This window comes from Bifidobacterium catenulatum subsp. kashiwanohense JCM 15439 = DSM 21854 (genome assembly GCF_001042615.1).
In the GTDB taxonomy this organism is placed as follows: domain Bacteria; phylum Actinomycetota; class Actinomycetes; order Actinomycetales; family Bifidobacteriaceae; genus Bifidobacterium; species Bifidobacterium catenulatum.
Map to the genome: position 1 here is coordinate 1,955,346 of NZ_AP012327.1, position 23,238 is coordinate 1,978,583.

Annotated in this window: 13 protein-coding genes and 2 pseudogenes; 1 reads left to right on the plus strand and 14 read right to left on the minus strand. The window is 58.3% G+C overall.

Annotation, left to right across the window (positions count from 1 at the left end):
* Positions 1-118: 118 nt before the first annotated feature.
* The 3 genes from pdxT to BBKW_RS08330 form a co-directional block, all read right to left on the minus strand.
* Positions 119-811, minus strand: coding sequence for a pyridoxal 5'-phosphate synthase glutaminase subunit PdxT (gene pdxT, locus BBKW_RS08320; RefSeq protein WP_033501503.1), 693 nt, complete (start codon positions 809-811; stop codon positions 119-121).
* An 87-nt stretch (positions 812-898) separates the two neighbouring features.
* Positions 899-1,774 carry a pyridoxal 5'-phosphate synthase lyase subunit PdxS gene (gene pdxS, locus BBKW_RS08325; RefSeq protein ID WP_033501409.1) on the minus strand — a complete coding sequence of 292 codons (876 nt, stop codon included), beginning with the start codon at positions 1,772-1,774 and terminating at the stop codon, positions 899-901.
* Positions 1,775-2,179: 405 nt separating this feature from the next.
* A complete protein-coding gene (locus BBKW_RS08330) occupies positions 2,180-6,037 on the minus strand; it encodes an ABC transporter ATP-binding protein/permease (RefSeq protein ID WP_033501504.1) in 3,858 nt (1,285 codons plus the stop codon).
* A gap of 635 nt (positions 6,038-6,672) precedes the next feature.
* Between BBKW_RS08330 and BBKW_RS08335 the strand changes: the two genes are divergently transcribed.
* Positions 6,673-8,496: an AMP-dependent synthetase/ligase gene (locus tag BBKW_RS08335; protein ID WP_033501410.1), complete on the plus strand. Its 1,824-nt coding sequence runs from the start codon at positions 6,673-6,675 to the stop codon at positions 8,494-8,496.
* Between the two features lie 128 nt (positions 8,497-8,624).
* Here the strand turns inward: BBKW_RS08335 and araA are convergent, their stop codons facing one another.
* The 11 genes and pseudogenes from araA to BBKW_RS08385 form a co-directional block, all read right to left on the minus strand.
* A complete protein-coding gene (araA, locus tag BBKW_RS08340) occupies positions 8,625-10,139 on the minus strand; it encodes an L-arabinose isomerase (protein ID WP_033501411.1) in 1,515 nt (504 codons plus the stop codon).
* Between the two features lie 82 nt (positions 10,140-10,221).
* Positions 10,222-10,914: an L-ribulose-5-phosphate 4-epimerase gene (locus BBKW_RS08345; RefSeq protein WP_003833806.1), complete on the minus strand. Its 693-nt coding sequence runs from the start codon at positions 10,912-10,914 to the stop codon at positions 10,222-10,224.
* A gap of 23 nt (positions 10,915-10,937) precedes the next feature.
* Positions 10,938-12,575 (minus strand): xylulokinase, encoded by a 1,638-nt coding sequence (locus tag BBKW_RS08350; protein ID WP_033501412.1) that lies wholly within the window; start codon positions 12,573-12,575, stop codon positions 10,938-10,940.
* Positions 12,576-12,795: 220 nt separating this feature from the next.
* Positions 12,796-13,914 carry a LacI family DNA-binding transcriptional regulator gene (locus tag BBKW_RS08355; protein ID WP_033501413.1) on the minus strand — a complete coding sequence of 373 codons (1,119 nt, stop codon included), beginning with the start codon at positions 13,912-13,914 and terminating at the stop codon, positions 12,796-12,798.
* A gap of 76 nt (positions 13,915-13,990) precedes the next feature.
* A pseudogene (locus tag BBKW_RS08360) lies at positions 13,991-15,061 on the minus strand (Maf family protein); the annotation flags it as partial.
* Positions 15,062-15,162: 101 nt separating this feature from the next.
* Positions 15,163-15,463: pseudogene (locus BBKW_RS11295) on the minus strand (Maf family protein); the annotation flags it as partial.
* Positions 15,460-16,464 carry a homoserine kinase gene (thrB, locus tag BBKW_RS08365; protein ID WP_033501415.1) on the minus strand — a complete coding sequence of 335 codons (1,005 nt, stop codon included), beginning with the start codon at positions 16,462-16,464 and terminating at the stop codon, positions 15,460-15,462. The gene thrB and the pseudogene BBKW_RS11295, both read right to left, overlap by 4 nt.
* 197 nt (positions 16,465-16,661) lie before the next feature.
* Complete coding sequence (locus BBKW_RS08370; RefSeq protein WP_033501416.1) at positions 16,662-17,978, minus strand: homoserine dehydrogenase; 1,317 nt, start codon at positions 17,976-17,978, stop codon at positions 16,662-16,664.
* Positions 17,979-18,181: 203 nt separating this feature from the next.
* Entirely contained in the window at positions 18,182-19,762 is a 1,581-nt protein-coding gene (locus BBKW_RS08375; protein WP_033501417.1) for a diaminopimelate decarboxylase family protein, read from the minus strand.
* 5 nt (positions 19,763-19,767) lie between these two features.
* The gene (gene argS / locus BBKW_RS08380) at positions 19,768-21,558 is read right to left on the minus strand and encodes an arginine--tRNA ligase (RefSeq protein WP_033501418.1); all 1,791 of its coding nucleotides are present in this window, start codon (positions 21,556-21,558) and stop codon (positions 19,768-19,770) included.
* A gap of 31 nt (positions 21,559-21,589) precedes the next feature.
* A complete protein-coding gene (locus BBKW_RS08385; RefSeq protein ID WP_128832425.1) occupies positions 21,590-22,972 on the minus strand; it encodes an amino acid permease in 1,383 nt (460 codons plus the stop codon).
* Positions 22,973-23,238 lie beyond the last annotated feature (266 nt).

Sequence of the window (23,238 nt, forward strand, 5' to 3'; positions counted from 1 at the left end):
AAATATCCTTGGAAGCCGCCGATATGCTTGCGTGCGTCGCGCTACGGGCTCAAGCGAGTACACAGCGTGCTACGCAGACCGTGAGCAACACAGACCGCGCGCTACACAGAATCGCAAGCTACAAACTCAGGAACAGCTCGTGGATGCGGGTGTCGTCGGTGAGCTCGGGATGGAACGCCGTGGCGAGGATCTTGCCTTGGCGCAAGCCGACCACATTGCCGTCCACCGACGTTTCGACGGTGGCGGCCGGTCCGACTTCGGCCACGAACGGCCCGCGGATGAACACCAGCGGGAAATCTTTGAGCACGATGTCGGCCGGGGCGTCCTGCGGAACATGCTCGCCCGGTGCGACCACGACGGCGGAATCACCGGAAGAGGAGCCGAAATCGGCGGTGGCGGCGAACGAGCCAAGCTGGCGGCCGTATGCGTTGCGCCGCACGACGGCGTCAAGCGCGCCGAAGTAGACGTTGTCGTCGTTATCGAGCTTGCGGGCCAGCAGAATCATGCCGGCGCAGGTACCGAACACCGGTTTGCCGGCGGCGATATGCTCTGCAATCGGCTTGAACAGGCCGGTGGAGCGCAGCAGCTTGCCCTGCGTGGTGCTCTCGCCGCCGGGCAGAATCACCCGGTCGATCGAATCGTCGAAATCCTCGGCCGCGCGCAGCAGCTTCCACGGCGCGCCGAGGCGATCCAGCATGGCGGCGTGCTCGGCGAACGCGCCCTGCACGGCGAGGATGCCGGTCACGCCATGTTTCGCGGCTTCGACGCCGGCCGATTCTTCCTTCGAAATGTATTCAACTGCTACAACCATTACCGTTCCTGTGCTTTCGGATGTGCCGGCTCCGCGGTGCTTCTCGCTGCCCGCGGAGCCGGCGTCACGCATGCGCCGTGCGGGCCGTCACTCGCCGCGGGCGGCCATGATGGTTTCGATCTCATCTTCGTTGATGCCGACCATGGCCTCACCGAGGTTCTCGGAAAGGCGTGCAAGTAGATCGGCGTCCTGCCAATTGGCGGTGGCCTGCACGATGGCGGCGGCACGCTTGGCCGGATCTCCGGACTTGAAGATGCCGGAACCGACGAACACGCCTTCGACACCCAGCTCCATCATGAGTGCGGCATCGGCCGGAGTGGCCACGCCACCTGCGGCGAAGTTGACGACCGGCAGACGGCCATTGTCGTGCACGTACTTGGCGAGATCGTACGGCACGGCCAGCTGCTTGGCAGCCTCGTACACCTCGTCGTCGCGCAGGGAGACGAGTTCGCGGATCTGCTTGTTCATGGTGCGCATGTGGCGCACGGCCTGGATCACATCGCCGGTGCCCGGCTCGCCCTTGGTGCGGATCATGGACGCGCCCTCGGCGATACGGCGCAGCGCTTCGCCCAGGTTCTTCGCGCCGCACACGAACGGCACGTCGAACTGGTTCTTGTCGATGTGGTACACGTCATCCGCGGGGCTTAGCACTTCGGATTCATCGATGTAATCGATTTCGATGGCCTGCAGAATGCGAGCTTCGGCAACATGACCAATACGGACCTTTGCCATGACCGGAATAGACACGGCTTCCTGAATGCCCTTGATCATGGCCGGATCGCTCATGCGGGAAACACCGCCGGCAGCACGAATATCGGCCGGAATGCGTTCGAGCGCCATCACCGCGCATGCGCCCGCATCCTGTGCGATCTTCGCCTGTTCCGGGGTGGTGACGTCCATGATTACGCCACCCTTGAGCATCTGCGCCAGATTCTTGTTCAGTTCGTTCCTGTTGTTGGCCATCGCCAGCCTTTCGTCGAATCGTATTCCACTCTTCTACAGAGCGGATATCTCTTGACACAGATACTAACGATTTTTCGTTACAAAATCATGTGAACTGAATATTTGCACGTCTCAAAAAGTTGCTTTTCTTAAATTTTGACAATCATTTTCATGATTGTTTCATTTTCTTACGATTTCGATTCCGTCGACGATTCCACAATTTCGCCCGCTTTTCTTACCTGTCATACGTTGTTTGCTTTCGATTCGCGCGCACAGTGCCTTTCGGCAGCGCTTTCGACGCACGTTATAAGAAATATGAATGACGCACGATTTTCATACGACCACATTGCGGACAGGGGCGCGATGCGCACACACTTGCGCAACACTGCGTGACACTGCATGCGCCACGTAATGCTGCAAGGAGCCCTACATACGCAATATGCGATCGGCGACGCGCATGGTGGAATCGCGGTGCGACACTAGCACGACGGCACTCCCCTGCTCGGCGAGATTGTTGACCGATCCGAGAATCACCGACTCGTTATAGGCGTCGAGACGGCTCGTCGGCTCGTCGAAGAGCACCAGATCGGCGTCACGCAGAAACATGCGGGCCAATCCGATGCGCTGCTTTTCACCCTCCGAAAGGCGGCCGCCCAGCTCGCCGACCTTCGTATCCAAGCTGTTCGGCAGCGCATCGACCAACTCGAGCGCGGACGCCTTGGCGAGCGCCTCGCGCAATACGGAATCGGGGATGGCGGACGCTGCGGAATCGGCAGAATTGCAGGCAATGGTGAGGTTCTCTCGAATCGTACCGTCAAAAAGGTAAGTTTCCTGCCCCATCATCGTCTGCACACGGCGACGCCAGCCAGCGTCAACCTGAGGCAATGGAATATTCGATAGCGAAATCGTGCCGGAATCCGGATCCCAATAGCGCATGAGCATCTTCAGCATCGTTGATTTTCCACGGCCGGACGGTCCTTGAATGCCAAGAATGCCATGCTGTGGAACATCGAGTGAAACATGGTCGAGCACGGGTTGCGAGGCACTGCCGGAAGTGCGGCCGCCGGAAGTGTGGGCACTGGAACCATAGCCGAATGTGACGTCGCTCATTGTCATACCTTGATATTCCGGGCGTTCGGCACCCTGCTCAACCACAGCGGGAGCCTCATCCATCAACGCAAACAGGCGACGTGCCGAAGCGAACGTTTGCGTCAAATTCGCCGGCAGCGCGCTCAATGCAAGCGTCGGACCAAACGAGCTGGTAAGCAATACGAAAGCCACAACCAGCGCAGGGGCGTTCGAATCCGCGGAACCCATCCAAATCAGGCCTTCCGGCATATCGGCGGCAGTGGAAACCACGGTGCACAACGTCATCACAAGGAACGCTGCAATCGCGGTAAACAGCATCACCAATACCGCACCCAATCCTGCAAAATCGCCATTCTTCGCACTCAATCGCAAACGTTTGCCCCACAACGAAAGGGTGCGCCGAGCGATGGAATCGAGCCGGGCACTACCCTGACCGAAGCGGATGATTTCGCCGATACCACGCATATCGTCAAGCATTTCGTCGTCGAGGGCAGCGGATTCCTTGCGAAGTTCCGGACCGATGCCTCGCACCGCCGACGCGAACAACTTTGGTAGTACGACGCCGACTGTGAGGTGCGCGATGACCAGCGTCACCGCGAAGGGTGCACTCAGGGTGAGCAATGCGAGTGCGTAGACGACGGTGGTCACAACAGCGATGACAATCGGGCTGATGGTGTGCGCGAAGAAGATTTCCAACAGCTCCACGTCGGTGGTGACCAGCGCGATCAGGTCGCCCTTGCCTTTGCCCGCAAGTTTGGCCGGGGCGAGACGCCGCAGGGCCGCGAAGGCTTTCGTACGGAACAATGCGAGCAACCGGAACGCCACATTGTGGTTCATGAACTGTTCGGCATAGCGCATGCCGCCGCGAATCAGCGCGCAGACGGCCATGGCGGTGAGCGCTGCGGGAACGCTGAGATTCCAGATGGGCGAGCCGACGGCCGCGAAAGCCGCCGCAATGCCGAATATCGGCAGGAAAGTGGCGGCGAAGTGGCCAAGCGTGCCGCAAACGCATGCGACGATCATGTACTTACGTAGCGGCCTGACTTCCTTCAGCAGCCGCGCGATAAGGCGCGACGTAGGCATACCCTGTATGTCCGATTCTGCAGAATCGGACATACAAGGCACGGTTTCGGTACGCTGGCTGTCCGATTCGGGAGAATCGGACATATTGGGTGCGCAAGCTGAGGTTACGTCGGTTGCGGATGTGAGCTGTTGGGTTTGCGGCAGCATTCCTACGTTTTCCACGGTTTGTTGGGCGTAGAACAGTTTGGCGTATATTCCGTTGGCGCGCATGAGTTCTGCGTGCGCGCCTTGTTCCGCCACGCGCCCGCGTTCAAGCACCACCACATGATCGGCGTCGGCTGCATTCGCCATGCGATGTGTCACCATGATCACGGTTTTGCCGCGATTAGCAAGCACACGAATGGTTTGCAGAATCAGGGTTTCGCTTTCCACGTCAACGCTGCTGGTAGCTTCGTCGAAAATGTAGACGGCAGACTCCCGCAGCAATGCGCGTGCGATGGCGATGCGCTGTTTTTGGCCTCCAGACAGGTTGCTCGCGCCCTGTTCGATGGCCAGGTCAAGTTCTTGCGATTGCGCACGCACGAATTCATCGATATGTGCCGCTTCCAGCGCTTGCCACAGTTCGCTTTCGGTGGCATTCGGCTTGGCCATCAGCAGATTGTCGCGCAACGTTCCTGCAAAAAGGTGGCTTTGCGCCGCCACGATGGCGATTTCCCTCGTAAGGGATTCGACGGAAAGATCGTTGATTTGGTACCGTTGCGTCGAGCTGTTTCCTGCATTTTCGGACAGCAGCCACATACATCCTTCATATCCGGAAAGATTTCCGGAGAGCAGTTCGACGGCGGTAGATTTGCCGGATCCGGACGGACCGACGATGGCGGTCACCTGCCCGCGCCGCGCAGTGAAAGAGACGCCATGCAATGCGACGACCGAACCATCGTCATCTTTCGACATGCCTGTTTTTCCAGCACCAACCACACCGGACTCTCCCCCGATTTGTCCAGTTTTCCCAGTTTCCACATCCGCCGCAACGTCCGCGCCCACGTCCGCATATCGGAACGACACGTCATCAAAGCACACGTCCACACCGTTATCGGAAGCACCGAATTCCGGCATTTCCTGCACCCCATGCGCAGGAATCGGCGTATCAAGCAATGCGAAAATACGCTTGGTTGAAGTCATGCCGTTCATCGCAACATGGAAGAACGACCCCAATTGGCGCAGCGGAATGAAGAAATCCGCGGAAAGAAGCACTATCAGCAGCACGCCGGCAAGCGGCAATGCGGCACCGCTCGCATACTGCCAGATCGCCACGCCCACGCCGGCCGCAGCACCCCCGTATGCAACGATGTCCATGGCGGTGAGCGAGCGCAGCTGAATTTGCAGAACATTCATGGTCATTACACGGAATTGTTCCGCCTGCTCGTTCATTTTCTTGGCGGCATGCGCATCCGCATCAAAAGTTTTCAGCGTTTCAAGACCTTGTACATTGTCAAGAAACACAGATCCCATGTCGGTGTATTTTCCCCAATATTTTTTGAATACTCGGGATGCGCGCATTGCGACCATGCCAACAATCAATGCAATCAATGGCGCGCATATAAGCAATGTAACAGCCGTCGGCATATTAATCGGCGCAACTATAAAAAATAACGTTACCGGCGCGAGAATCGCATAAAACAGTTGCGGTAGGAATAATTCGAAGAAGCTTTGGATTTGTTCGATGCCTTCACCAGCAGATTGCACCACGTCGGCAGTACTGATATGTTGCGAATATGATGGTCCGATCGCAAGCATTTTATTGAATAATTGTTCACGTAACGCGAGTTTGACACGCTCGGCCGCTTCCGCGCCGAAATAGGCCGCAGTGCGCATCATCAGAAAACGCAGCACCGCGCAGACCACGATCGCCAGTACGCATCCGACGTACGTTTCCGCGCTGAAACCGCCGTAGCCAAAGCCGACGAACAGGCGGGAAATCAAGCCACTATCACCCATGGAGAACATGGGGTCGAACGCCGATTCCACCATGGCAAGCGCCGGTGAAAGCATGAGCACCATCGTCACCACGAACACGACGTTGGACAGCAGTCCGATCCATTGGCAGAGCACTTTCGCCGCAACCAACCGTCCCACGCCGGGAGCGAGGGAAAACAGCCGTTTGTCAAACATCGAAATCCTTTCCTTCACATTCACGCGGTTCAATTTGCGCGCCCGCATCACCATGTCTCTCGATTCAGCCTATCCACCCGGAAACAGAAACGTCAAGAGCTCATCGCACATAGCAATCGCAAACGCATCTCCAGCAAAAATACGCGAACCAAGCACACGTGCGGCCCATGCCACACGACCAGCGAAACGGCGAAAGAGTAAAAAGGCTGGATGTTCGCCGTTGAGCAGGCAGCCCTCTGACGCAAGGGGTAAATTGCGTCACTCGTGAGTGTACTCGATAAAAATCGCTCGCACCACCATTTCTTCGTATTTCTCTGGTTTTACGGTCATTTCGGGAATATATGGAAAGCATGGCAGCTCCCCCACAACCGTTACGTCAAGCCTTTTTCCGAACGGATATAGCGCGACATCAAACACTTGATTTTTGACGGAATATCACCATTTGTCAGTTCATACAAAGTTGATGAAATATTTCTTGTCGCTTCTCACAATGCAGACTTACGGCCCCGTAACTTAGAATGTGCGAGGTGCGCAAGGGGTAGGAAACGCGGACACACGGTTTGCATCGCTCCCGCACGCATCACAAGCAGAAATACGCGGAAATAACGCAAAAACCGCGAGAAAGAGAACGCTTCATGCTCACCGAGTACACTGCACCGGGCGAATCCGTCGAGGTCGGCGACGACGAATCCATCTATTCCCTGCTTACCGGACGCATCGCGCGCACTGGCGAGGATACCGTGATCGCGGAACGCAAAACCGCCCCCGGCCAATGGATGAAGGTCACTACCGGCGAATTTCACAAGGATGTGATCGCCGCCGCCAAAGGTCTTATCGCGTTCGGCATCGCCAAGGGCGACGCCGTCACCATCTTCTCCGCCACCCGCTACGAGTGGGGTGTGCTCGATTTCGCACTGGCCGCAATCGGCGCGGTCAATGTGCCGATCTACGACACTGATTCCGCAGCGCAAGCCGAGCGTATCCTCAACGATTCGGATGTGAAACTGGCTATCGCCGACAATCGCGAGCGCTTCGACCGTCTCGACTCCGTAATCGACCGCTGCCCGTCTCTCAAGCACATTCTGATGCTCGATTCCAACGCCATGGGCGCGTTGGAAGGCTTGGGCGTCACCGTGTCCGACGAGGAGCTGGAAGCGCGCATCGATTCGGTGCATGCAGACGATCTGGCTACCATCGTGTACACGTCTGGTTCGACGGGAGCTCCAAAGGGTGCCGAGCTATCGCACCGCAATTTCATATCGATCACGCGTGCGGGCAGTCTGGCGTTGCATGAGATCGTTCTCGAAGATCATCCGCGACTGCTCCTCTTCCTGCCGCTTGCCCACTGTTTCGCACGGTTCATTCAGTACGCGTCGATCGCTTCCGACGACGGCGTGGTCGGCTATCTGCCGGACACAAAGACGCTGCTGCCCGATTTGCGTTCCTTCGAACCGACATATCTGCTGGGCGTGCCACGAGTGTTTGAGAAGGTGTATAACGCGGCCTCCCGCAAGGCCGGCATGGGTTGGAAGGGACGCCTGTTCCTCAAGGCTGCCGAGGCCGCACGCGATTGGTCGCGCATGCAGCAGGCTGGTGAGAAGCCAACCATGAAGCAGACCGCCGAACATCTCTCGTATGAGGCTTCCGTATACCGTACCGTGCGTGGCGCCCTCGGCCCGCGCATCCGCTACGTGGCATGCGGTGGCGCTCCTCTGGACGTGTCTTTGGCGCATTTCTTCAACGGCATCGGCCTGCCGATGATTCAGGGTTACGGTATGACGGAAACCGCTGCGCCGTTCGCAGCCAACCGTGTCACCGACAATGTGATCGGCACTGTTGGTCAACCGGCTCCGGGATCGTCTGTACGCATTTCCGATGATGGCGAACTACAGGTCAAGGGACCAAACGTGTTCAGAGGCTACCATAATCTGCCCGAGAAGACGGCGGAAGCGTTCACCGAGGATGGATGGCTGAAAACAGGCGATTTGGCGTCGATCGATGACGAGGGACGTATTACGATCACTGGCCGTAAGAAGGACATCATCATCACGGCCGGCGGTAAGAACGTCTCCCCGATTCCGATGGAACAGGAGATCGTGAAATGTCCGATTGTGGAGCATGCGGTAGTTGTTGGCGACAATCGCCCGTTCATCGGTGCGCTGGTCACGCTGGATCCGGAGGGATTGGCAGCTTGGCTGCCGTCCGTAGGATTGTCCGCAGACACTCCACTCGACCGCATCGCGACCGTCGCTGCCGTACATGATGAGATTCAGAAGTATGTGGACAAGGCGAACGCAACGGTTTCGCGCGCCGAATCCGTACGAAAGTTCGTAGTGCTAGATACCCAGTTCACGCAGGAAAACAAGTGCCTGACCCCGTCGCTGAAAGTGGTGCGTCCGGCAGTGAACCGCGTGTTCGCGCAGGTGATCGATCAGCAGCTGTACTCCGGCAAGCGCTGAATGGGGCGATCGTAGAGAAAAATACGGGCCGTCGTTGGGATTTCCCAGCGGCGGCCCGTATTTTTTTATTGCATCTTCGATGACGCTCGCAGCGTCATCGAAGATAACGTGCGCAACGCTCCGTTATTTCAGTGACGGTTGTTGAGACGGTGGTACATTTCGCTCAGCTGCAGTTCCTTCTCGAACTGGCGGGCGGTGGTGTTCTCGTCGATGACGGCGAGCTCGACACCGGCGATACGGGCGAAGTCCTCCCAAGCCTCACGACCGACGGAGGTGGTCATGCAGGTGTGGTGGGAGCCGCCGGCCGCGATCCAGCACTGCACGGCGGTCTTGAGGTCCGGCTTCGGCTTCCAGACAGCACGTGCGCACGGCAGGTTCTTGAGGGAACCCTGCGGCTCGACGATGGAGACCTCGTCCATGAGCAGACGGAAACGTTCACGCTCGTCAGCCATGGAAACCACGACGGCGTCACCAGGCTTGCCGGAGAACACCAGACGCACCGGATCGGACTTGCCGCCGATACCCAGCGGGTAGATGGCCAGCTTGGGCTTGGCGATGGTACCGATGGACGGGGAGACTTCCAGCATGTGGGAACCCATGTCGAGCTCGTTGCCGGCGGTGAAGTTGTAGGAGTAGTCCTCCATCAGGGATGCGCCACCTTCAAGGCCGTAGCCCATCACGGCGCCGATACGCACCAGCACGGCGGTCTTCCAGTCGCCTTCGGCGGAGAAGCCCCAGCCGTACTCGGACGGGAATCGCTGCGGGCCGACACCCGGCAGCTGCGGCAGGGCACCAAGGTCTTCGAAGTTGTCAACGCCGGCGGTGCAGCCGTTTTCGCGCATCATGTTGACCATGGCGCACTCTTCCTTGGCAGCGATGAAGAGCTCGTCGTAGCGGGAGTCGAGCAGCTCGGGAGCCACGTCGTACTTGGCCTTGTAGTCCTCGATGAGGGCCTTGACCTGATCGTCCTTGACCTTGTCGTATGCAGCGACGAGCTCGTTGACGGCCCAGGTGTTGATGGAGGCGCCGAACACGCGTTCGGCCTCGGTCTTGTCGCCCTCGGTGACGGCGACGTTGCGCATGTTGTCGCCCCAACGCATGACCTTCATGTTCTGGGATGCGTTCCAGCCGGCGCAGGCGCGTGCCCAGGTGCCGACCTTTTCGGCGACTTCCGGATCGGTGTAGTGTCCGACAACGATCTTGCGCGGAATGCCGAGGCGGGACACCATGTAGCCGAACTCACGGTCGCCGTGGGCGGCCTGGTTGAGGTTCATGAAGTCCATGTCGATGGTCTCCCACGGAATCTCCTTATGGTGCTGGGTGGCCAGCTGCAGCAGCGGCTTGGTAAGCACTTCGAGGCCACGGATCCACATCTTGGCCGGGGAGAAGGTATGACACCAAGTGATCACACCGATGACGTTCGGGTTGGCGGAGGCTTCGGTCATGAAGGCCTTGACGCCGTCGGAGGACTTCAGGGTGGGCTTGAGCACGATCTTGGCCGGGATCTTGCCGGTGCTGTTCAGGAAGTCGACCATTTCGCCGGTCTGCTGAGCCACCTGGCGCAACGCTTCCTCGCCGTACAGGTCCTGCGAACCGACGCCGAACCAGATTTCCTTACCTTCGAACGGGTTTTCCATTGCCATCGTTGTTTCCTTACTTCATTGTGTTGGATAGGGGTATGTGTTGTGTGGCAGAGCGGAACCATGTAGGATCCGCTCCGTCACGTCAATGCTGTCCGTAGACGTTGGTGTAACGGTCGTTAAGCTTGTCGATGTCTTCCTGGGCAATCGGGATGATGTCACCGATCTGCTTGGCGGCCCACATGGTGCGGGCGACCTCTTCGGTCATAGCGGCCGCCTTGACGGCGCCTTCAGCATCCTTGCCGATGGTGAACGGGCCATGGTTCTGCATGAGCACGGCCGGAGACTTCGGATATTTCTTCAGGGTTTCCACCACGCCTTCGCCAATGGCTTCGGAGCCGATGAGACGGAAGGGACCTACCGGCACCGGACCGCCGAATTCGTCACCCATCATGGTCAGACCGCAAGGAATGTTCTGACCGGTGGCCGCCCATGCGGTGGCGTAGGTGGAGTGGGTGTGCACTACACCGTAGACATCGGGCATGTGGCGGTAGATGTAGGCGTGGGAGGCGGTGTCGGAGCTCGGGGCTTCGGAACCGTCCACCACGTTGCCGTCGAGGTCGCAAACGACCATCGAGCTCGGGGTGAGGTACTCGTAACGCAGGCCGGAGGGCTTGATGACCATCAGGTCGGCGGTGTGCAGACGCTGGGAGACGTTGCCGGCGGTCCACACCACGAGGTTCCACTTGATGAGCTGCTCGTGCAGGGTGGCCACGACTTCGCGCACCTGCTTGACTTCGGCGCGTACTTCCGGGCCGTAATCAGCCAAAGTTGCCATGATATGTTTCCTTTCTACAAAACTTACTTGGTTTCCAAGGGAATATTTGCGATTGCCGTGTGTTCAATCGCCAGCCCCTTGCGGAAGCGATCGAAGAATTCCTCGAATCCTGCAACATCGTTTTCATCCGGATTTTCCGTAGTGGACGCGGCATCGGCGAACACGCGAGCGTCAAGGAATTCATCGAGCGGCTGGTCGGCATGCCACAGATAATCGGCAAGCACGGCCATGCCCCATGCGCCGCCTTCGGCAGCGGTGGACATTACCTTGATCGGTGTATCGAATGCGGCTGCGAGAATCTTCTGGGCAACTTTCGGGGTGGTGAAGATGCCACCGTGGCCGACGAGGGAGTCGACCGCGACGCCTTCGTCCTTGGTCATCACATCCATGCCGATCTTCACCGGAGAGAATGCGCTGAACAGCTGAGCGCGCATGAAGTTGCCCAGACTCATGCGGGCTTCAGGACCACGCACGAATAGCGGGCGTCCTTCCGACAGACCTGCAAGGAATTCACCGGAGCGGAACGGATAGTTGATGAGTCCGCCGCAGTTGACATCGACACCGTCCGCGATCGCGGCACGGAACAGCGTGCCGTACAGGCTGCCCGTATCGACGGGCGTTCCCAAGGCGGCCGCGAACTGGCCGAACAGACCAACCCACGCGTTGAGGTCAGAAGTGAAGTTATTGGCGTGGCTCATGCCAGCGAGATCGCCGGCCGGAGTGGTGACGAGGTCGACTTCCGGGTGCAGAGCCTTGAGCTTGTGCTCAAGAACAACCATCGCGAAGATGGAGGTGCCTGCGGAGACATTGCCGGTACGTACGCGCACGGAGTTGGTGGCGACCATGCCAGTGCCCGCGTCACCTTCCGGCGGCGCGAGGACAATGCCCGGCTGGAGGGTTCCGGTCGGGTCGAGCAGCTTGGCGCCTTCGGCGGTCAGCGTGCCGGCCGGGGTGCCTGCGACCAACGGTTCCGGCAGCAGGTCGGTGAGCTTCCACGGCTGTGCGGCGACTTCCGGCAACGCGCTGAACTTCTCGATGAATTCGGTTTCGTAGGCGTGGGTGATCGGGTCGATCGGGAACATGCCGGAGGCATCGCCGATGCCGAGAACCTTCTTGCCGGTGAGCTTCCAGTGCACGTAGCCGGCGAGCGTGGTGACGTAGTCCACCTTACCGATGTGCTCCTCTTTGTTGAGTACCGCCTGGTACAGATGGGCGATGGACCAGCGTTCCGGAATGTTGTACTGGAACAGTTCGGAAAGCTTCTCGTGCGCTTCGGAGGTGTTGGTGTTCTGCCAGGTGCGGAACGGCACGAGCAGCTCGCCGTTCTTGTCAAAGGCAAGATAGCCGTGCATCATGGCGGAGAATCCGATATGTCCGACTCGCGCGAGCTTCTCACCGTATGCGGCTTCCACATTCTGAGCCATCGCCGCGTATGCGGTCTGCAGACCCTTCCAAATCTCTTCCTGGGTGTAGCTCCACAGGCCATCCTCAAGATGACTGGCCCAGCCATAATCGCCGGCGGCGATTGTGCGATAGGTGTCGTCGATGAGTACGGCCTTGATTCGGGTGGAACCGAATTCGATGCCTAGGCTCGTCTTACCGGCACGGATCTTCTCGGCGGTCAATGCGACTTGGTCGTCAAGTTCTTGCTCTTGCGCCATAGTGTCAAACTCCTTGTGTCCAAGCGCCTACGCAACCACTCTGTCAACTGAATGTTAGCGCTCACTGTTAACGCTCACTATTCTAAACGTAAATTACGAACCGCACAAACTCGCGTGTCAAAGAAACAATCCGTCAGCGCAATCGTCCGAAACAGCGAACCGGTGCCGAGTCCGCACTCAGCACCGGTTCACGAAATCATAGGAGGAGAACAACCGACCATCAACGTCGCTGCACGGGACCGATTGAACTGCGCTTGATCAGTTCCGCCGATACCAAACCAACGCCATGCCGGGACGCGGCGAACGAATTCTCGTCACCCTCCCCCAACAGATACAACGCCTCACGCATCGCAGCCACACCCAACTGCTCGAAACTAGGACGAACCGTGGTCAGCGGAGGGAACATGTTGTCCATCGCAGGCATGTCGTCGAATCCGACCAAGCTCACATCCTGCGGAATCCGTACTCCATGCTCATGCAATGCGCGTGCCACTCCAACAGCCTGGCTGTCGTTCGCACACACCATGCAGGTTGGCAAACTGCCGCCGGTACGTCCGATGTTGTCAAGAATATGGTTCATTTTGCCGTACGCCTCGGAGGCTTCCCACGTATTGCACTGCACGGTCACCGAATTAACGGCATTGGTCGCGCACAGCTTGTTCCACGCCAGCAGTCTTGTGGCCGCATCACGCCAATCTTTCGGACCGGCGAAATACAGTACGGAACGATGACCGTACTCCACTACGAGACGCATCACTTCAGCCATTGCGGACCATTGGTCCATACCGACGACGGATACGCGACGGCGATCGGCGGGAGACATCAATCGCAAACCATCCTGCACGCCGATACTGCCATGCGTGGAAGTGACGATCACACGCGGCTGCATGACCTGCGTACGGCAGGCCGCAGAGAACATGACATCGGTCGGCGTGAGGAGAATGAAGGCATCGACGTTCATCTCATCGAACGTACGGCATAGGTCGTCGAATTCAGCCTGCGTGCACAGGGCCTCGTGCACCATGCTCACCGTCATGAACAGACCATGCTGTCGAGCCATCGATTCTATCGACGAAATCGCGGAAATCGGTCCGTAAAACCGTTGACCGCCGGCGATGAGCCCGATGGTGCGGGAACGGCGCGAGGCAAGCGCGCGGGCAGAGTTGCTAGGGCGATAGCCAAGTTCGTCAATAGCCTTCTGCACCTTCTCACGCGTCACATCGGAAACGTCCGGCGAATGGTTGATAACCCGGGATACGGTCTGATGGCTCACTCCCGCGAATTTTGCCACTTCGAACATCGAAGGACGTTTTTTGCCTGCATTACGCCTGCCTGCCATGCCCCGTCGCCTCCCGCACACTACCGTTGTTACTTTCGACTATTCTACACGCAGCCTCGGTTAGCGCTAACAGACGCTATTTTTCAGCCATTTGAGCAAGTCGTGCTGCGAAGTTGGGCCAGTCGGTACGCATGGCGGTTAACAGTTTACGATTGGGGACTTCCTCAATCGGCACCCATTCGATTTCCATGCTTTCGTCGTCGTTGGCCTTCGGCTCCACGCGGTGTCCCGGCTTTTCGAAAGCGAACACGGTGGTGTACGCCCACGGTCCGTGGTCTTCGCAGTACGATCCGACCACGTCAATATCTTCAGGGGTAATGTTGGCTTCCTCGTACGATTCGCGCAGCGCGCCTTCGATCGGGCTTTCACCGTCGGCGGTGGCACCTCCTGGAATGCCCCATGTGCCACCTTCCGCGCTCCACACCGCGCGATGTTGCATGACAACGTGCGTCACTTCGCCGGTCTGTTCGCTTCGGCGGGCCAGCAGCACACCGGACGCGCCGTTCGTACCCCAATGCTTGCGGCCGCAATCGCAATCAATCCAACCATCACCCGGCTGATGCACGTTTTCCTTGGGAGGAAGCAGTTTTGCGGCACCGGTTCGCGAATCGTGTTCAACGTTCGGTTCTTGATCGGCTCGCGTCACGTTCCACAGATCAGTCCATTCCACGCCAAGCTCGGCGGCCAAACGGCGCGCCAGCGGAAGACTCAGGCCGATAATGCCATGCGGATCGCCTTCGATGGAGTCGATGAACGCTCCACCGAAGCCCTCAAGCGTGAAGGAACCGGCCACCTCCAACGGTTCTCCGGTAGCGATGTACCGTTCGATATCAGTGTCGGAATATTCACTGAAGTGCAGCGTGGCCCTGCTCGCGCCTCGCGCGATACGCCCGGTGGCGAAGTCGATCAGGCAATGGCCCGTCCACAGTTCGCCGGTGGCACCGCGCATGGCACGCAGCCGTTCCCGAGCCACCTCAACGCTATGCGGCTTGCCGTAGCATTCGCCGTCAAGTAGGAACATGGAATCGCAGCCAAGAATCAGCGGACCGACTTCCGCACGGGTCAGGCTCGGCTCGTCATCAACGAAATCAGCAATCGATTCAGTGATCGTAGGAATGGTGATTCCCGAAAAATCGCGGGTATTTACGTCGGAGGCGGACTGCACTTCGTCTGCACGCAATGTAATACGAGGATGTTCTAAAGATGCAGCATCTCCAGTATTTTCAGCATTATCTGAATGTTTGGAAGATTTGGCAACGGCTTTCAGCGGATATCCGATTATGCGATTGCCGTGCGCCGCCGCAGCGGTGGCGGCAACGTTACGATACGCCTGATGCACGGCTTCGGCTTTGGCCGTAGCGAGAATCATCACCCGCTGCTCCACGCTCAGATCGCTTACGGCAACGCCCATGGCGGCTGCCTCACGTTCAAGCGCTGCCGGCTCGTCTACGTTCGATACACGAATCGTGGGGCAAATACCAGCCGAGAAAAGCACGTCACGGCGAGGCTTGGATTTGGAGGCGAGAATCAGCGGAACGGAGTTGTTCATACGCGTTCCACCTGCACGCCCTTGGTGTCGACGCCCAAATGCAGCACACGCCAATGGCCGGAAGCGAGCTCTTCGGAAGCGAGCTGTTCCAGCTGTTCGCGGGCGTCGCCATGATGCAACACGAGCACGCATGGGCCGGCACCGGAAACCATGGATGCGAAACCATGGGAACGCAGCTTTTCGATCAGCGCCCATGACGGTTCCATCAAAGGAGCGCGATACGGCTGATGCAGACGATCCTGCGTGGCTGCGAACAGCAACGCATTGGCGTTCTGATGCTGGCCAGTCGCCAGCATCGCAGGATTCATGGCGGCCGGCAGTAGGCTCACACGAGACACATTGTGTACGGCATCCTTGAACGCCAGCTGACCCGGCAGCGCCTGACGCGCCTTTTCGGTGGACAGCTCATAATCCGGCACGAACACGGCTGCGGTCAGATCGTCGGCAACACGATAGTTGATGGTGTGGAAGCCCTTGTGCAGCGGCTCGCAGCCCGGAATCGGCACGGAACCGACACCTTCGGGGGTTTCCATGTCCCAAGACATGGTGAGGCCGCCATACACGGCAGGAGCCACGTTGTCCGGATGGCCTTCGATGGCGGCGGCAAGCTCGAACACGGCATCACGGTTGAGTTCGTCGTCCTGCGCGAAGGCGGCCGCGGCTGCAATGCCCGCCACAATGGCCTCTGCGGAAGAGCCCATGCCTCGTGCCTGAGGAATGTTGTTGTGAGCCTGAAGAATGAAGCCTACACGGCCCAGCCCGAAGGTCTGGCATGCGCGGCGGAACGTGGAAACCACCAAGTGGGTTTCGTCACGCGGGAGGGTATCGGCGCCTTCGCCTTCGATCATCACCTGAGCCGCAGTGTTCACCGGATCGGCGCTCAGTGTGAATTCAAGTTCGTCGTGGTAGTCCAGAGCGAGTCCGACCGTATCAAAGCCAGAACCAAGATTGGCGCTGGTAGCCGGAACACGCACGCGTACTTTGCGAGTAACTGGAGTCATATCTCGTCGTCCTTCGTCGCATCTTCTTTACAAGTCAAGCACCGTATACCCGAAAGGGTACAAGAGTCAAATTCAAACCCATAATCGGCAGACAATTCAGTAAACAATCGGCAAGCAATTGCCTAAAACAACAGCCGGAATATGAACAAAGAGACGGCCGCCCAATCGCAACGATTTGAGCAGCCGTCTCATAACTGTTAGTTGAGCACGCGGAGGATGGAAGGCTCGCCGACCACGCAATCAAGCGCGCACACATCCTTCACGGTTTCACGCAGGGTCAGCTCGTCAGTCATGTGCGTGACAAGGCGCAGCTGCTGCAGTTCGCCGTCGTAGCCCGGATCCTTCAGCGTGGGCTTGAGGTCTTGGTTCACACCATTGATGGACACGCCATGCTCGGCGAACTTGGCCGCGATGGCCGCAAGCACGCCCGGATTGTCGTGAATCACGAAACGCACCGCGAACTCGGCCTTGGAAGCCTCAATCGGAGCCTTCTTCAAATCCTTATACAGCGGAATGGTCGGACCGGTGCAGCCCTGTGCGATGTGACGCGCTTCGGTCACCACATCGCCAACCACTGCGGAAGCGGTCGGAGCGCCGCCAGCGCCACGACCATAGAACATCAGATCATCGGCCGCTTCGGCCTTCACGAACACCGCATTGAAGGAACCATGCACAGAAGCCAGCGGATGCTCGTTGGAAATCAGCGCCGGATACACGCGGGCAGACACACCGGCCTCGCCATTCTCCACCACGGCCAGCAGCTTGATGACCTTGTTTTCGGCGGTTGCGGCAGCAATATCGTCGGCGGTGATCTTGGTGATGCCCTCAACGGACACGTCGTCGATGGTCACATTGGTATGGAAACCGAGCGTGGCCATGATGGCTGCCTTGTTGGCCGCATCGTAGCCTTCGATGTCTCCAGTCGGATCCGCTTCGGCGTATCCCTTAGCCTGAGCGTCCTTCAGCACGTCGTCGAAATCAAGACCCTTGGTGGTCATTTCGTCGAGAATGTAGTTCGTGGTGCCGTTGACGATGCCAAGCATGCTCGTCACCTTGTCTCCGACGAGGGATTCACGCAGTGGCTTGAGGAATGGAATAGCACCGCCCACGGAAGCCTCAAAGTAGATATCGACGCCCTTGGCTTCGGCGGCCGCATAGATCTCCGGACCATACTTGGCCAGTAGCGCCTTGTTGGCCGTGACCACGGAAGCGCCGGATTCGATGGCCGCAAGCACGAACTTGCGGGCCACGCCGGTTCCGCCGATCAGTTCGACCACAATGTCGGCATTGGTGGCCACGCTCATGGTGTCGGTGGTCACCACGGACTTGTCAATCCACGGGAACGGGTCGGTTTCCGCCGGATCAAGGCAGGCGACGCCGGTCAGTTCGATCGGTCGTCCGATGCGTGCGGCAAGCTCATCCTTCTGCTCCACCAGCAGACGTGCGGTCTGAGAGCCGACCGTGCCCGCGCCCAACAATCCAACGCGAATCGGCGCAACATCTTCCTGTGCCAAGGCATCCTCCCTTGAATGTGAAGTATTGGTGTAACCCTGCCTATTGTACGGTCCCGATATGACGTAAGACCGCGAAATCATACGAAAATGGACGGTTTCTGAGCTTTGCCCCGAAAACCGTCCATGCTACATCCATGTCGCGTCCGCAATTTGAGACGAATCGCCATGAACAATACGAAACACGGGCGAAATGCCACGAATCGCTATTCGCTCACATCCCAATCCAGCAGATCTTCGACCGTCTGACGGCGAATCATCACATGCGCGTCTTGCTTGGATACGGCAACAACCGCAGGAATCAGCGCCTGATTGTAGTTGCTGGCCATCGTACGACCGTATGCACCCGTAACAGGCACCGCCAGCACGTCACCGCGCTGAATATCGGCAGGAAGACGCACCTCGTTGACGATGATATCGCCCGATTCGCAGTGCATGCCGACCACACGGCACAGCTTGGTTTCGCTGGAACCCTCACGATTGGCGATTTTCGCAGTGTAATCCGATCCGTACAATGCCGGGCGAATATTGTCGCTCATGCCGCCGTCGACAGACACGTACACGCGTTCCGTAACCGGATTGCCAGCCTTGTCTTTCGCGGTTCCGGCAAGCTGCACCGGCTTGACCGTACCCACGCGGTACAGGGTGACGCCGGTCGGGGCGACCGTCCAACGGCCCGGTTCGAACGAAATGACCGGAGCGGGCATGCCGAGCGCACGGTTCACGGTGGTGACCGCGCTGGCAAGACGAACAAGTTCCGTATCGAGGTCCATGGAATCCTCACCATCGGTGTAAGCCACGGAATAGCCGCCGCCCAAGTCAACCTCCGGCAGGGTGTATGCGTCGGTAGCGTAGAAGGTCTTGCGTAGCAGCATCATGCGCTTCGCGGCCTGGATAAAGGCGTCCGCATCGTGAATGTTCGATCCGATATGCGAATGCACGCCGACCAATTCGAGCACATCCTGATGGCGGTAGATCTCCTTCAACACGGCGAGCGCGGGGCCATCAGCCACCATGGTCATGGCTTCGGCGAGTTTACGGTCGCCTTCGGAAACCTTCTCATGGCTCATGTCGTACGGGTATTTGATGTCGTACTGCAGCTGGCGTTCTGCGTTTTCGCCCGGAGTGGTTTCGCTTTCACCTAGGCGTGCATTCGACCCCGCAGGGGTCACGTCAGTCAAATCGTCAAGCACGTTCAGCTTGCTTGCATCGGCACCAACCGGCAGCAAGGCAACACCGAACTTCTGGTCCTCATGCGCGGTAGACACGAACTCGTGGCCGCCCGCATGAATGCCGGACGTAACACGCAACATCACACGAGCGCGCTTGCCGAGACGCTTGGCGATTTCGGCAATACGGGCCGGCTCGTTCGGCTCGTCCACCACGATTTTGGCGAAGCCTTCGGTAATGGCGAGTTCGATTTCCGCATCGGACTTATTGTTGCCGTGCAGCACGAGTCGTCTTCCGGGAACACCTGCGGCGAGCGCGATGCGCATCTCGCCCATGGTGCATGTGTCGATCAGCATGCCGGATTTGGTGACGATACGGCAGATTTCCTTGGAAAGCAGTGCTTTTCCTGCGAAACTGACGTGGGTTACGGTGTTGTTGAATGCATTTGCCGCGGATTTGACGAATTTGGCGGCACGGGCTCGCACGTCATCGGTGTCGATGACGTAGAGCGGTGAGCCAAATTCGTTCAGCAGGCTTTCGGCAGTGCGACCATGGAACGTGATTTCACCTTGCTCGTTCACACTGGAGCCGGCCGGCCAGATGGGGGTGACTGCCATGGCGATCACATCCTGTCTGGGGCTGCGACGCCAAGCAGGTCAAGGCCTTCGGCGATAACCGTCTTGACGGCGTCATTGAGCTTCAAACGTGCGGCCGCACGAGCCGGTTCCGGAGCCTTGGCGATGCGCAGGGCTTCGGCCTGTTCGCCGCGAGCTTCCGGATCGGTGAGTTCCATAGGCACCACACGTTCCACGTTGTACCACTTGTGGTAGGTGGCTGCGAGGTCTTCCAAGTAGTGGGCCACACGATGCGGGGCACGCAGGTCTCCGGCTTCGCGCAGCAGGGCCGGCCACTGGGCGAGTGCGGCAAGCACTTCGCCGTCGGCGGCGGTGTCGAGCAGGCTCACGTCGGCGCCCTCGTAGGTGATGCCGGCAGCAGCCGCATTGCGATCCACATTGCAGGAGCGGGCGTGCGCGTACTGCACGTAGTACACCGGATTCTCGTTGGAATGCGAAGCGAGCAGGTTCAGGTCGATATCGACCGGAGAATTGTAGTCGGTGCGTGCCAACGAATAACGAGAAGCATCCACGCCGATAGCGTCGGTCAAATCGTCGATGGTCACCACATTGCCGGCGCGTTTCGACATGCGCACTGCCTTGCCGTCCTTCAACACGTTGACGAGCTGGCCAATAAGAATCTGCATGTTTTCGCCAGGCTCGTCGCCGAATGCGGCGCACATGGCCATCATACGGCCGATATAGCCGTGATGGTCGGCACCCAGCATATAAATGGCGATGTCTGCCGGATCGTTGTCACGATGGCGCTTGTTGCGATAGTAAGCAATATCAGCTGCGAAATACGCATAGTTGCCGTCGGACTTGATGATCACACGATCCTTGTCGTCACCATGCTTGGTGGACTCGAACCAGGTTGCGCCGTCCTTTTCGTAAATGTCGCCACGTTCGCGCAAATCAGCGATCGCCTTGTCGACCTCGCCATCGGAATACAGGCTGTTCTCATGGAACCATACGTCGAAGTTCACACGGAAATCCTTCATGGATTTGCGGATTTCTTCGAACATCATCGGTACCGCACGCTTGCGGAACTCCTCACGCTGTTCGGAATCGCCCTCACCCAACGGATTGCCATCGTTGTCAACGCCACCGTCGACGCGTGGCAGGTCGAGAATCGCAACACCGTCGGCATTTGCCTCATCGATAACGCGACGCGCAATCTCATCGATATAAGCACCCTTGTAGCCGTCGATCGGGGTTTCCTCACCGTGAGCGGCCGCAACCAGCGACTTAGCGAAACGGTTGATCTGCTCGCCGTGATCGTTGAAATAATATTCGCGCACCACCTTGGCGCCGTTCGCTTCAAGCACGCGGGCCATGGAATCACCGACCGCAGCCCAACGGGTGCCGCCGATATGGATCGGACCGGTCGGATTGGCGGACACGAATTCAAGATTCAGGGTTTTGCCGGAAAGATGGTCGTTCTTGCCGTAGTCCGTGCCCTCGCCAAGCACAGTGTCAACCACGGCTGCGGCGGACGCGGAATCAAGCACAATGTTGATGAAGCCGGGGCCGGCCACTTCCACGGACTTGATGCCATCGGCATTGGCAAGTTCCGCAGCGAACAGTTCGGCGAAATCGTGAGGCTTCATGCCGGCCTTCTTAGCCAGCTGCATGGCCGCGTTCGACGCCCAATCACCGTGCGCGCGGTCCTTCGGACGCATGACGGCGAATTTGGCCTGTGGAGGGATGAGATCGGTGGTCAGGGTGCCTGCCTTGCCTTCGTTCACAAGGTTGTTGGCAATATTGAAAATCAGTTCACTAAGCGCTTCTGGACTCATTCCTCCAAGTCTACCGATTATGCAGACAGAATCAGCCTTGCGTATCGCCCCGCGTATCATCCTGCAGTTCGCCATGCTTTCTGCGCCAAGCCACGGAAATGTAATAGCCGATATAGCAGATCGCAACGAACGGAATCATATACAACAATGTGGAGCGCTGCGACGGATCGCAAATCACCAAAACCAACGCGCCAATACACATCACAATCGCAGCGATCGGCACGAACGGAAAACCGGGGGCACGATACTTCAAATCGTCAACAGAATGGCCTTGAGCAAGCCACTGCTTGCGGAAACGCAAGTGGCAGACGGAAACCGACGCCCACACCACCAGCGTGGCCAAGCCGGAAACCGCAACCAACGCCAAATACACCGTCGAAGCGGCAACCACAGAAGACAGCAACGCCAACAACGATCCGGCCATACTGAAGAGCACCGCAAACACGGGCACACCATGGAAATTCGTCTTGCCGAGCACGCGCGGAATCATACCCTCCTGCGCAAGCGACCAAACCATACGCGAACACACATACAAGCCGGAATTCGCAGCGGACAGCACCGCCGTCAACACCACGAAATTCATCACATCGCCGGCAAACGGCATGCCGATCGACTGGAACACGAGCACAAACGGACTCGTGTCGACACCCGACTGATGCCACGGAATCAGCGCGGACATCACCGCAATCGAACCGATGAAGAAAATCGCAAGACGCAACACCGTGGTATGCACGGCCTTCGGAATCGCCTGCGCCGGATCCTTCGTCTCCCCCGCCGCAACACCAACGACCTCAGTGCCCGAAAACGCGAACACCACCGTCAACAGCGTCGAAAAAATCGGCAACACACCATTCGGGAGCCAGCCGTCATTATAAAAATTCTCAAACAGCGGAGCATGATCGTAGCCGGCAATCGGAATCGCGCCAAACATGGCAAGCAAGCCGACCACAATGAACGCGATAATTGCAAACACCTTAATGGATGCGAACCAGAATTCCGACTCGCCATACAGCCTCACCGACAGAATATTGAGCATGAACACCACCGCAATAAAGGCGGCAGACCAAATCCACGCGGGCGAATCAGGAAACCAACGTTGCATCAGCAGACCGGCTGCCGTGAATTCCGAAGCGAGCGCCACCGCCCAATTCAGCCAGTACAGCACGGCGATGGTGAACGCGGTGCCGGGGCCGATGAAACGCTTCGCATACAGGTGGAAACTGCCCGCATACGGCATAGCCACCGACAGTTCGCCGAGGCTGAGCATCACAAAATACACAAGCACGGATCCGATGCCATACGCGATGATCGCGCCAAGAGGGCCGGCTTGGTGAATCGTGTAGCCGGAGCTGAGAAACAAGCCAGTGCCGATCACACCACCCAGCGAAATCATGGTCAGATGGCGGGTTTCCATCTTGCGTTCAAGACCGCCCCGCTCAGCTTCAGCGGACTCAGCGACGTCAGTGCCTGCAGTGGATGCGTTGACTTGCGATTCGGCCATGCGCGACTGCTCCTTCATATTTGGATGGGCGCGTTCTTGCGTTCTTGCGTTTGCATGCGTTTGCACAATACCCAATCGCATTACTATACGGAAATCGGTGGAATCATGTTGCCTGCTGTTCACTTTTAGCGGCAATCCTGAGGTTGCATAAACAAAACAGGCTCACATGCAGCGTAAGA

Bases quoted from the DNA above. Each gene is read 5' to 3' on its own strand.
- pdxT (WP_033501503.1), bottom strand. From the start codon at position 811: ATGGTTGTAGCAGTTGAATACATTTCGAAGGAAGAATCGGCCGGCGTC.
- pdxS (WP_033501409.1), bottom strand. From the start codon at position 1,774: ATGGCCAACAACAGGAACGAACTGAACAAGAATCTGGCGCAGATGCTC.
- BBKW_RS08330 (WP_033501504.1), bottom strand. From the start codon at position 6,037: ATGTTTGACAAACGGCTGTTTTCCCTCGCTCCCGGCGTGGGACGGTTG.
- BBKW_RS08335 (WP_033501410.1), top strand. From the start codon at position 6,673: ATGCTCACCGAGTACACTGCACCGGGCGAATCCGTCGAGGTCGGCGAC.
- araA (WP_033501411.1), bottom strand. From the start codon at position 10,139: ATGGCAATGGAAAACCCGTTCGAAGGTAAGGAAATCTGGTTCGGCGTC.
- BBKW_RS08345 (WP_003833806.1), bottom strand. From the start codon at position 10,914: ATGGCAACTTTGGCTGATTACGGCCCGGAAGTACGCGCCGAAGTCAAG.
- BBKW_RS08350 (WP_033501412.1), bottom strand. From the start codon at position 12,575: ATGGCGCAAGAGCAAGAACTTGACGACCAAGTCGCATTGACCGCCGAG.
- BBKW_RS08355 (WP_033501413.1), bottom strand. From the start codon at position 13,914: ATGGCAGGCAGGCGTAATGCAGGCAAAAAACGTCCTTCGATGTTCGAA.
- thrB (WP_033501415.1), bottom strand. From the start codon at position 16,464: ATGACTCCAGTTACTCGCAAAGTACGCGTGCGTGTTCCGGCTACCAGC.
- BBKW_RS08375 (WP_033501417.1), bottom strand. From the start codon at position 19,762: ATGGCAGTCACCCCCATCTGGCCGGCCGGCTCCAGTGTGAACGAGCAA.
- argS (WP_033501418.1), bottom strand. From the start codon at position 21,558: ATGAGTCCAGAAGCGCTTAGTGAACTGATTTTCAATATTGCCAACAAC.
- BBKW_RS08385 (WP_128832425.1), bottom strand. From the start codon at position 22,972: ATGGAAACCCGCCATCTGACCATGATTTCGCTGGGTGGTGTGATCGGC.